This window comes from Candidatus Dormiibacterota bacterium, assembly GCA_035532035.1.
In the GTDB taxonomy this organism is placed as follows: Bacteria; Vulcanimicrobiota; Vulcanimicrobiia; order Vulcanimicrobiales; family Vulcanimicrobiaceae; genus Tyrphobacter.
In genome coordinates this window covers 1-11,358 of sequence record DATKRS010000037.1, presented here as the reverse complement: position 1 = coordinate 11,358, position 11,358 = coordinate 1, and the positions used below count along the sequence as shown (strand labels likewise).

Below are 11,358 nucleotides of genomic sequence, written 5' to 3'. Positions count from 1 at the left end.
CGATGACGCTTCCCATGCCGCCAAGGAAACCGGGACGCGCGACCAAGTAGAACGGGCGGATATCCTCCGGACCGTAGGACGCTGGGAGCCAGCCGAACGCTGAGCCGATTGCCTGAAGCATAGCCGTCAAGTATACGGCGCCGCCTCCTCCGTTGCCTACAGGCGCCTAAGCAGGGTGCACACGCCGCGCAACCGCTTCGCCGAGCCATCGGCCTCCGGGCGGCGATCCTGGCTCTAGCAGGGAACGAAAGGCCGGGACCGGCAGTGCTCATGACGGTCCCTGCGGGGCCGGGAGTATTTGGAGGCCGCTGTGCCGCAGAGTTCTCGATGACGCGGGCTACCGGGCGGATTCTTATCGTTTGCATCGCGATCGGCGCACTGATGTTTGTTGTCGCCGCACTCACGGGCCAGCACTATTACGGCCTGACCTTCCCCATTTGCGTGCGGCGCGGTTTTGCATTACCATACTGCGAAGGATGGCTGATAAAGGCGGCGTTTGAATCGGCAGCGATCGTGATTCTCGCGATCGGATTCGAGGTGTACAACGAGCGCCGCGCATTGTAGGTTTATCGTTATCCTCGGATTACGCTGTCTTACCGGCTGGGAGGTAGCCTGCGCTTGGAGCTGAAGCGCGCTGCCTCGATCTTCTCCGTTCCGTTCGCGATTCTTATATGCGCCGGGTGTGAACGAAGCGCTTCTTCGTCTTCAATCAGTTCGGAAATTGCTGCCAACCACTTCGAAAGCGCCACGGCGATCGTCCTTCAGGATCAAACGGGCCAGCCTCCGCCATCGTGGTTAGTTCTACGCGCGGGGAGCACCGTATCACTGGGGATGTTCGCAATTGGCGGCATGAGCGTGACGGTCTGTGAACGTATCGACAAGGACTGTAGAGATTACGCGTCTGGCGGCGGCGGCGAGTACGTTGTCGATCGCGTCGTGCTCTACGGGACGCTATCGTATGCAGTCCATCTTGTTCAGCTTGGTTGGGTTGGTGCAGGGGATATCGCGCCGGTCATACCGACGGGCGCCGTCTTGCAGAATCGACCGTGTTCGGAGGAACCAGATCAGGACCAAGCCGATTGTTCGCACGATATCGATTCCAATCCGGATGTAGGGGGCGATATCACGCACGTGCCAGATTACACGCTGCTTAGGGTTGACGTGGAGAAGCCGGGACACATCTATACCCTGCACGTAGAGGCGATATCCGGCCCCATTACGGGGACTACGGGCTTCGTGGGTGAAGGTGACGACTACGAGACGCCCTCTGGATATGATCCCACACAGTTCGTGTCAGTCGTCGTTACTCGCTGACTCGTGCGCGAGGATTTGGAGGGTCGTTAAGGTGAAATGGCGCGAAGCTTTCTACGTTGTTCTGGCGTTGCTCGTACTCGTAGCGATCTTCCAGCTTTTCTTTCGGTATGACTACGTAGCATCAGGCGGCGGAGGCCTCGGCCTTGTTTGGCGCATCGACCGCCTTACCGGCTCCGCCTGCGTACTGCCACTGTACGAGGGAAGCTTGAACGCTCCACTATGCGGCCCAACGTCAACACCGAGCCCCTGATCGATCAAGTGTCTGTTCCGGAATAACCTTCGCGCGCACGATGGAGGTTCGCGACGGAAGCCGTCGTCGCGTCGCGTTCATGTTGGCCGACACTAGCGAAAGCGTGAACCTATCGTCGCGAAGAAGAGCGCGAACGCCGCTTCGGGACCCGGTCCACGGACGCGTAGCCGTCAGTATTCGACGATTGGAACGTCGTCCGGTGGGAACAAGTGCGGGTTCACCGCGCGGAATCGTTGGTGCGCCGCCGCCTCCAGCTTCTTCGTTCGGCGCCGGAGTCGGGCTACACGCCGTTCCCGAGTATCACCCCAAAGCCATCGCTCGGCTCTCCAGCGGCGCTTCGCAGCGGCCGCCCTCGCCCTGCAGTCCACGCATGTGCGTCGCTGCTCGTAGAGGTCTTGTTCACTCATTTCCTCGCCGCACCGTGGGCATTCGCTGCGTTCAATGCGATCCTCGCGACGCTCACGGGCCCGGCAATTATCGGCAGCCTTCTTGCACTTGTACGAGCAATAGCGGCGACGCGGGTCGAGCCGGTCTAGGGGCGCTCCGCATTCACAGAAGAACCAGGGCATTGCTCCGGCCTTTACGGGTCGGCGTCAACGTGCTTCACCGTTTTCCGCTGCTCGTGCGATGCGCTCGGCGACCTCGAGCACGAATGTAACTTTGACATTTTCAACCGCTTCGAGGTCCTCATCCGGGATGATTCGCCAAGAATCCGACGCCGGGTTGCCGTGTAACTCGACGCCGGCACCGCAGGCGATGCATACGCTTCGGTCGGCGTCGGCCAAGTTTGAGGTCGCGACGGTGAACGCGTGACTGGGTCCTATGCGCCATTTCCTCAGAATCGCTCGGAGGTCGTCGGCGCGTTCTCGTGCCTGGGCCGCAAGGTCTTTCGGTACGCGCGAGCGCCCGCGTAGCACGAGAGAGCCATCGGGTCTCTGAATCACGTCAGCTCCGAACGCGCGAATGCTCTCAAGCACGTCGCTCGCGGTCACGGCGCCAAGACCTCTTCGTCGAGAAGGGCGTGCTCATCTACAGTACCTACATCGTCTACACTGGTAGAGGCACTGGCCTTATGATCCTGTAGGTTCTGTAGGTCGTGTAGGTCCGTTCCCGCGATTTTGTCAGGCGTTAACGCGAGGCGGAGCGGCTGCCCGCGTCCCTGGCGAGGCAGATCAATTTGAACCATGACGCCGATGGCACGTAGGGCTGGGGCGAGACGCGTAATCTCGCCACGGAGCCTGCGTGCATTCTTAGGCCATTCCGAACGCCGAATTACTTCCGGTGGTGCTAGATCGAGGGCGTTGAGGAGCTCGCCGTAGGTGCCGTTGAACTCGCGCTTATCGTCGAGCAGCTTCATCAGCCAGGGGCCGACCGTTGAGGATTCTATGGCGACGACGTGCGCTTCTTTCCGTCCCGTATCGGCGGCACGCTCAAACGTGCCAGCCTTCAACCCAAGCGCAACCTCCGCTGCAATAGCGCGCTCGAAGGCATCAGCCATGCGATGGCGGCCTTTCAGCTGACGGCGAACTCGCTCGATCTCTCGCATCATCGTGGCAACCGCGCTGAGAAGGCCGCCGAGAATCCTGGCATGTTGTGCGTTGAATTGCGACCGCACCTGCCTCTCGCTGCGACGTTCGGTATCGGGGATCGGCGGGAGCTGAATCGTCAGCAAGCGGTCAAGGAGGTCCCCCCGCGTAGCGTGGTCGCCGATTCCGTTTAGTATGACGGGTTTCGAAGCCCGGAAGATTTCTTCTTCGCGGTTCTCATACAAGGCTCGCGTTCCGAATGCAGCACCTGTTAATAATCGACAGAGCCCGTCACTCAGCAAGGGACGAATGCCGGAAAGATTGTCAAGCGCTAAGATATGCCCGTGCTCGGCTGCTATCGCGAGGTCGCGAAGCTCCCGAGGCTCCGCCCGAAGATCAGCGCCGGCCGGATCGAACGTATCTTTCAGGAGGCGGGCAAATGTGGATTTTGCCGAGCCTTGCTCGCCGGTGAGGTTCAGTCCGTAGTACGGTCCAAGAGGATGAAGCCATCCGACCATTGCCCCTGCGGCGCGCGCCCAAACGGCATCATCTTTCCCGCAAGGAAGAATGTCGCGAAGTACCGCTAAGTCGCTGTCCTTGCTCGGCATCGGCAACGGCAGGAGCCCATTCGGCCGGACGAAGCAGCGCTCTCCATGCGGTTCAGTGTACCATCCGTTCGACGTGACCACGGCGCAGATCCAGTCGCGGGTGCCGAGGTCCAGCGCGATCTCATTCTCGCCGTCGCCGCCAACGCGAACACGCACTTCGACTTCGCGGATTCCTGCGTAGTGCAACGCGTGCCCTTCCAAGACTCCCAGCGCGTCCCCTAAGGCTTGCGCGCTGGGTGTGCGCCCGTGCGTGGCGTAGAACTGGGAGGTGAGCCAGCCCTTGAAGTCTCGCGATCGCACGCGATAGAGCGGTTTCGCACCGCCGACAAGCGATACGCGGGCATAGGCAACCCGTTCGGAATCACGTAGAAGCGTCGTACTCTGCATTGCGACCGTGACGAGCTTGTCCGCGTTACTCGACCCCCTATTGGCTGCCGTAACCGCTGGCGGATCGTCCACGCCCGCGACTAGCCGCGGATCGACGCTCATGCGGCGCATTGCTCGTGTTGACGTGCCTGGTGTTCTAGGTCACGCATTGCCGTGGCCGCGAGGTCCTCGGCTTGAATTATGACGCAGCACGGCGGTCTTACGGAGCCGTTGAACGGCACGCCGACGATCTCGACCCCAGCAACGGCGAGCGCCCAGGCGAAGATGCCCGGCCACGCCGGGTCACGGTCACGTCCGCCGTAGCCGCCGCCTTCGTAGAGGGGTCTTGGGAGCGGCGGCAACGCGACGCCGTAGCGGTGTCCGATGCGTTCGCGGATCGCATTTAGCTCGCGAGCGAGAAACTCACCCTCGACCGCGTACTCGTGGCGATAGGTCTGCGCTTCCTGGACTAGCGCCTCGCGTATCTCCCGCGCGGTTGGTGGGCGCTTGTGCCGCGACGCCCTCAGAGCAGGTTCCCGCGGATCGAAGAGGTCGGTCATGTCGAGTCCGAGTGCATACACGATGCGCTCGACCGAGCAGCCTGCGAAGCAGCGCAGCAGCACACGCCCTTCACGTCCTTCGTTGATCGAAAGCGAGGCTTGCCGGTCATAGTGAGCAGGGCAGCGCGCAATCCATCCTTTCGCGATCTTGCGAGCGTCCAGTCGGCCTGCGATCTCGCGCGTGGTCATGCGTCGTCACCAGCAGCGGTTTCGAGGCGCTCAAGGATGAAGCGGTCGACCTCGCTCAAAGGAAGCCGGCGCCCACGTTCCCCGATTGCGACTTCACGAAGGCATCCGGCCGCGACGAGGCATTTGTAGCGCGAGAGCCCGATCGACAACTTTGCACAGGCTTGCCGCCGCGTTAGCAGCGCCGGTCCCGAGCCGTTATTCATTATCACACGTCGATTATAGCCGCGGCAGGCCTTCACGGGGCGTCAATAACATGCTATAAATATGCTATGCCGCGCCCACCGAGCGATTCCCCGCAACTCCTTACTTGGGCAGAAAACGCGGGCTCAGATGAGAAGCGCTGTCTCGCCGCGCTCGCGTTGCGGCGCGGCCTGACGCCTACGACGCTGGCGAAGGCGATCGGACTCAACGCTGGATGGCTCGGCCGATGGTTCATGCGCAGGGGGAACGGCGCAGGCAGAACGCTCCGCGATATCTGCAAGGCGCTGCGTGTTAGTCCCGCGGACCCATTCACCCTATACGAGCGAGCACTGCTCGACCTGATCCGGACCGAGGGGAAGCGGCACTTTTCGAATGCTCCCGCCCTAGCGCGGCGAGTGGTCAGGGAGTTGGGATCAAAGCGGCGCGCTAGAATTCTCGGTGATTACGCACTCGCCCGCGCCAAGCAAGAGCAGGCGCTAGTGCAGAGCCTAGCAACCATTAAGCCTCGCAGGAACCTGAGTGAACCATGGACAGAGCCGCCGGACGCCTTCGATGCCTGTCTCGTCGCGATAAAGCAGCTTCGCATACCTACTCCGGTACGGCCGAACCAACACCGCCCAAGGCTCATCCTCGCGCTCTTCGACTACGTTCAAGCGATCAGGGCTTTCACGGGCTATGGAAAGAGCGAATCGCTCTTCGATGCAGAGCAATGTCTGGGACCGATCTTAGAAGTTCTGCGGAAGGGTGATTGGCCGGAAGACCTGCTCGACGAGGCGGAACCAGAGGTCCGCAAACTATGTGATCTTCCGCAGAAAGGAAAGAAGACATGAGCATCTATCGTCGCAAGAGCGGCCGCTACGCCGTTCTTGTTGATCTCGAATCGCTGAGGGCCGGCGCACGGCGCCGTAAGAGCATAGGCACGTTCGCAACCCGTAAAGAGGCCGAGCGAGCGGAACGCGACGCGCTACACAAGCGCGACAATGGCGACAACCTGGCTCGCGAGCGCATGACGGTCGCCGAGCTATGGGAGCGGGAGGTTCGCGATCCCAAGGACCAGCAGAAGAAGGTGAAGGTCGGATTCAAGCCCGACTATGCGGCGGTGCGCCTCACCGCGAACACCGCGCACCGCTATGCTGAACTCTGGCGGCTGCACGTCGAGCCCGAGATTGGTAGCGTCGAGCTGCGCAAACTGCGTCCAGTCCATCTAGAGAACCTCTACGCGCGCGTTGCGCGCAAGAAGGGGCGGAATGGGACGCTCTCGCAGCGCACCGTCCATCACGTCCATCGCCTGGCTTTCGAGGTGCTCTCGTGGGCGGAGCGGCTCGATCTCGTCGCTAGGAATGTTGCGCGTCGTGTTACTGCACCCACCCCCAACCCGTCGGCCGCGCGTGCGCTATCGTCCGAAGAGGCGGCGACGCTCCTGGCTGCAACCGAGGGCGAGCGTTGGCATCCATTCTTCGTTTTCGCGCTGAGTACGGGGATGCGTCGCGGGGAGATTGCCGGACTCATGTGGGACGCGATCGACAGGGAGCGTGGCATCGCGGTCGTGCGCCAAGCGATTGCCACCGATCGCAAGGGTGGCTTCGTGGTCAAGACAACCAAGACGGGGCGCGAGCGGATCGTGCCGCTCAGTGCGGCTGCGGTTGAGGCGCTTCGGCGGCAGCGCGCGACGCAGGCGGCGGATGAGCTCGCTGCCCGCGAAGGCACGTACGCGACGAGTAACTTGGTGTTTGCGGATGAACTCGGCCTCCCGACACTCGACGCGGCAACCAAGGCGTTCGGGGCGGCGGTGCGCCGTCTGGGCCTGCACGGGGTGACCCTGCACTCATGCCGGCATTACGTTGCAACGCAGGCGCTGGCCAATGGCAGCGACGTGCGGAGCGTCGCAGCGCTGCTGGGTCACAACACACCGACACTGACGCTGAACACCTATGGCCACGTTATTGCTGGAGCGCAGGAGCGCGCGGTCGCGAGTGTTGCAGACTCGCTTGAGGCAGCGCAGGCGCGGCACGCGAAGGCCGCGAACCGGGCGGGCTGACCGTGAGCAAGGACAGGAGGATCACCCTACGGCAACCGAATGGCAACCGTGACGGTCAGAGAACGAGCGACTGTCGCGGAAACCCGCATGAAATCTACATGGAGAGATGGCCGAGCGGCTGAAGGCGGCGGTTTGCTAAACCGTTATACGATGTAAAGTCGTATCGAGGGTTCGAATCCCTCTCTCTCCGAAGGTCAAGCAGGAGCGAGCCAAGGATGGCGAGCGAGTCACGCGCGGTCGTAGCTCAATTGGATAGAGCAACAGGCTACGAACTTGTAGGTTGGGGGTTCGAGTCCCTCCGACCGCACGACTCGCTTCCTACGGCAACGGATCCAACGCCATCTGCCCGCGCGGGTAGTCGAAGACCAAGTTGAAGTGCTTGAGAAAATCGATTCCCACGAGGAGATTCGTACCGGTGAGCGCGCTCGTTTCGCAGGCGGATTCGCCTTCGTAGAGGATCGGTCCGATGGCGAGTTTACCGAAAGCGCCGCAGTTCGTGATTTCGCCACCGCCAACGCCGCCGATCATTGCCATGCCTCGCATGATCGCGATGTGATACTTGCTTACGAGCTCGCGACTGTATCCGACGCCGGCGCGGTCACCCGTGTCGAGCGTGGCGTTCACGGCGATTGAGCCGTCGAGCGTCATCGGAATCGTCGGCTGACCGGAGCTCAGATCGACGGCGAGCACGGCTCCGCGCTCATTGGAGAGATCCGCCGTTGAGGGATCGAGGATCGTCATCGTGTTCGCGCCGATGTTGACTCTGACGAAGGCTCCGCCAAGGAGATCGTAGCCGAGTAGACCGTCCACGCGTTCGTTGTTGTAGGCACCGCCTAGCAGCCCGCGATAGTCGTTCCCAAGCGCCGAAGACATCGCTATGACGTTCGAGAGCGTGTTACCGCCGACGACGAGCGAGTCGATGACGTCCGTCTCCGCCGACGCCGATCCGCCGATTCCATAAATCGCACCACCGGCAGCGCGGCGTACGTGAGCGCGTCGCGCAAAATCGCTCGTCAAGAGAATTACGCTGGCGCCCGTGTCCAGCAGGAACGTCCCCCGTACGCCGTTCACCGTTGCGGGCACGAGAATGAAGTTCCCTCGTGCGTCGATCGGAAACGGGTTTGGATTCGCGAACGTCCAGGTCGCCGTTTGTTGGGGCGGATGCAGCTCGTCGTCGGCGATCGGCACGTTCGGCTGAAAGGTCGTGATCTCGTGCGTGTAGTGTGAGTCCTGATAGCGGTAATGCGAAATGACGCATTTGCCGGGCAACGGCTGCGCGTACGAGAGGATGTCGATGGTCGTTTCGTATCTACCGCTGAGATCGATGACCGCTCGTACATAGGCTCCGGTTCTCGGATCGATGGCTAGATCGATGGGAAAGCCGTTTCCGGGCGTGACGCGTACTACCGGATAGCTCGCGCCGCCGATAGTCACGGGATTCTGGAGCGCGCCCGTGAGCTCCGTGGTGGCCTCGCTGAACAGAAACTGAAATGAGATCTCGTACTTTTCTTCGTCACCGATGATCGGATGCGTAAAGCCGTTCTCGTTCGACTCCCAGAAGACGTGGCCGGTAAAACCGGAGTTCACGGGGCGACCGGTATCGGAGTCGACTTGCGTCGCGCGAAACGCGACGCCGCGAATGAGAATCCTGATCGGCGTGGGAGGCTGGGGCGACGCTCCCGGCGACGGCGCGGTATTCACGAGGTTTCCCGACTCACGCATCGACGCGAACGTTCCGTCGCCGAACTGCCAGCCGACGTAGCGATGGTGAAGGGCGAGAAGCGCGGCGGCATCCATGCTCTGGGCAGCAGCCGCACCGGGGCCCAGCAGCGTCAAAATCACGAGAAAAACGGCGAAACGACGCATCGGTCACACCTCCGAAACGGGATAGCGCATGCTTCTCTCGCGCCGCCTGGCCTGCCTGGTTGCAGCCGCTTGAAGGCAAGACCGGGTTCTGGTACACTGCGGCAGCGGAAAGTCCGTAGCCCCGAGCCTGTCGAAGGGGTAAGCGCGGCTCGGTAGCTCAGTGGTAGAGCAGGGGACTCATAATGCCGAAAACGGTGGTTTCTACTGGCTGCAAGTGGAGATTCACGAGGGCTTGCTGGCGTCGATGGCTTCTTGCGGATGCCTTTGGTCGTCACCGGATGCAACCAAAATGCAACCAACGTTCTCATGCTTGCGTCCTGGGAGACCGCGCGCGCGCGACGTTTTGGGGACCACCGTTTCCGGTGCGCCACGTTTTCCGGTGCGCCACGTTCCGGCGAAACGTAAGCCTCGCGCGCGCGCGTTGGGAGGACGGTTTTGCAACGGGCGCGCGTCGATTCTACGGGCGCAGGACGGGCGTCTGCTCTTGCCGGGTGATATTCCGGGCGGTCGTCCGAGACATCGCGCCCTAGCGGCGCGCGGCGCGCCAAAGCGTGGCCTTTGCGCGTCGAGCCGTACGCGCGCGCGACGTTTTCCGTCAGGGTTCTGGCTCTTTTTTGCCGACCGAACCCAAACCACGCAGCGCGCGGATGCCCTCGATCACGCGCTGGAGGCTGCGCTCCTGCGCAGTTTCGTAGCGGACGATCAACTCATCGTGACGGAGACCATCCCCGCCGTTGGCGAGGCCGACCGGGAGCGCATGCTGCTCGCGCGCAAGCTCAGGGGACCGCGGCCGGTTGTCGTCGTCATCGAGCATATGCTGAAGCTTTTCCGCCGCGGATCCGCCGTTCTCGACCTCGGCCTGCGCTTGCATCAGCACGCCCCGCTCGTAGCGCGCCGCGCGGCGTAGCCGCCAGGTCGCAAGCGCAGCGTGATCGGCGAGCTGCTCCTCGAGGTAGTTTTGCGGCGCGAGGACCTCGGCGACGGCCGAACGGTGCTCTTCCCATTCCTCGGAATCCTCGAGCGGCGGAACGACCACAAGCTCGGAGCGCAGGCCGTGGCGCAGCCGGTTTAGACGCGAGACGCTCTTGCCGCCTTCCGTGCGAGGGCCGGTGCTCTTTTGGGCGTTCGCGCGGTTGGCGGCCCATTTCGCTGGCGTGACGTTCATGCTCATATTGTAGCAGACCCGAAAACGCGCGATGACCCGATAAGCCACGCGGGCGGCTTTTTGAACATCGCGCGCGGCGGTCTTGAAATCTGACCCGTGCGGGTCGAAGCGAGTAGAAGCGGAATAGACGCCGAATAAAGCGGACGAAGTAAATCGAAAAGGGCTGAAGTGGGTTGCTATCGACGGCAACCGTCTGGCAACCCCCGCTGCCACCGCTGGCAGCGACCGCGCGCAAACCGAACCTACTCCACGCCCGTGTAGTCCGCAAAAAATCCGAGAAGAAAAATGTCCTATAGTGCAAGAGATGGGGTACTTGAACGAAGTAAGAGGCCGCTCGATCCACACCCTCGGGCGGCTTCGCGTTTAGAGTTTTGAAAGTGGGCGTTGGCTGGCCGCCGAATCTTCGCATGGATGGACGGTGAGGGCTGGCGGTACGCCATGGGCATCGTGCTCCTCGTGTTGCTCTACCTTGTCGCACGGCCTCATATCGGGGACGAGTACCGGGTGGCGATCATCGCGGTTCCTATCCCGCTACCGACCGCGGTTCCCGTTCCGGTGGGTACCTCGGTTCCGCTCGACCTGCTTGCCCCACGCGACCCATACTCTGCCAGGCAGCAAGGCTCGGTCCCGACCGCCCCAACCGCCCCGTTCCCAGCGCAAACACCGCCGACAACACTTCCCGGGGCATTCCCGTCGCTCTTAGAGTGCCGCCAAGCCGTCGCCACGCATCCTGAGATAGTCGCGGAAGAAGGGATGCCATTCATCCCGGCACCAGGCGGGAAAATGTACGCCATGCGCTGTGAGCGGCACTACGCCTTGCTCTGGGGATGGGATAGATAGTTGCCAGGGAAGTCTTCTATTTCATACGCACGGGTGTCGGATCCACGGTAATCGCCGCGGTTCTTTCATATCAAGTAAGCGTCTGGGCGGGAGCCTCGGAGAATGATTGAGCGTTTTGCCATCGCTGCGAAGGGTTCGGACGGGAAGCGACTGACGCGCAAGACGCTTGTGGCGCAGGGTCACGTCGGGACAACGAATCGCAAGTGAACAGCGTTAATGCCGCACGGCCCTTCTTTGCGGCTATCGTCCTGATACTCGCGTACTTGATCTGTCGGCCACACCTCGTAACGCGTTGGGTACTTTACGCGCAAGGCACTCCGGTCGCTCGTCCGACCTTCGACCCGTTAGGAATTTATAACCGCGCCACGCTCCATCCCGATCCAGGTGCTCCGATTACGAGCACGCCTCCATTCATTGCTCGACCGCTTACGACAA

General features: G+C 62.0%; 9 protein-coding genes and 2 tRNA genes. 6 read left to right on the top strand and 5 right to left on the bottom strand.

What is annotated here, in order from left to right:
* Positions 1–327: 327 nt before the first annotated feature.
* Together VMV82_11250 and VMV82_11245 are read left to right on the top strand one after the other, a co-directional pair.
* Positions 328–564 (top strand): hypothetical protein, encoded by a 237-nt coding sequence (locus VMV82_11250; GenBank protein ID HUY42117.1) that lies wholly within the window; start codon positions 328–330, stop codon positions 562–564.
* A gap of 285 nt (positions 565–849) precedes the next feature.
* Complete coding sequence (locus VMV82_11245) at positions 850–1,314, top strand: hypothetical protein (GenBank protein ID HUY42116.1); 465 nt, start codon at positions 850–852, stop codon at positions 1,312–1,314.
* An 843-nt stretch (positions 1,315–2,157) separates the two neighbouring features.
* Here the strand turns inward: VMV82_11245 and VMV82_11240 are convergent.
* From VMV82_11240 to VMV82_11230, 3 genes are all read right to left on the bottom strand, one after another.
* Positions 2,158–2,349, bottom strand: a complete 192-nt coding sequence (locus VMV82_11240; GenBank protein ID HUY42115.1) for a hypothetical protein — start codon at positions 2,347–2,349, stop codon at positions 2,158–2,160.
* Positions 2,350–2,552: 203 nt separating this feature from the next.
* Positions 2,553–4,187 carry a hypothetical protein gene (locus VMV82_11235; GenBank protein HUY42114.1) on the bottom strand — a complete coding sequence of 545 codons (1,635 nt, stop codon included), beginning with the start codon at positions 4,185–4,187 and terminating at the stop codon, positions 2,553–2,555.
* Positions 4,184–4,813: a hypothetical protein gene (locus VMV82_11230; protein ID HUY42113.1), complete on the bottom strand. Its 630-nt coding sequence runs from the start codon at positions 4,811–4,813 to the stop codon at positions 4,184–4,186. Before VMV82_11230 ends, VMV82_11235 begins: the two co-directional genes overlap by 4 nt.
* Before the next feature lie 269 nt (positions 4,814–5,082).
* Between VMV82_11230 and VMV82_11225 the strand changes: the two genes are divergently transcribed.
* From VMV82_11225 to VMV82_11210, 4 genes are all read left to right on the top strand, one after another.
* Positions 5,083–5,844 (top strand): helix-turn-helix transcriptional regulator, encoded by a 762-nt coding sequence (locus tag VMV82_11225; GenBank protein ID HUY42112.1) that lies wholly within the window; start codon positions 5,083–5,085, stop codon positions 5,842–5,844.
* On the top strand, positions 5,841–7,052 hold the full coding sequence (locus VMV82_11220; GenBank protein HUY42111.1) for a tyrosine-type recombinase/integrase: 1,212 nt from the start codon (positions 5,841–5,843) through the stop codon (positions 7,050–7,052). The genes VMV82_11225 and VMV82_11220 overlap by 4 nt, the downstream gene beginning before the upstream one ends.
* A 100-nt stretch (positions 7,053–7,152) precedes the next feature.
* Positions 7,153–7,242, top strand: a tRNA-Ser gene (locus VMV82_11215).
* Between the two features lie 43 nt (positions 7,243–7,285).
* Positions 7,286–7,359, top strand: a tRNA-Arg gene (locus tag VMV82_11210).
* An 11-nt stretch (positions 7,360–7,370) separates the two neighbouring features.
* On the opposite strand, the gene VMV82_11205 is transcribed toward VMV82_11210, so the two are convergent.
* On the bottom strand, positions 7,371–8,918 hold the full coding sequence (locus tag VMV82_11205; protein HUY42110.1) for an aspartyl protease family protein: 1,548 nt from the start codon (positions 8,916–8,918) through the stop codon (positions 7,371–7,373).
* Positions 8,919–9,513: 595 nt separating this feature from the next.
* Positions 9,514–10,272 carry a hypothetical protein gene (locus VMV82_11200; GenBank protein HUY42109.1) on the bottom strand — a complete coding sequence of 253 codons (759 nt, stop codon included), beginning with the start codon at positions 10,270–10,272 and terminating at the stop codon, positions 9,514–9,516.
* Positions 10,273–11,358: the final 1,086 nt, after the last annotated feature.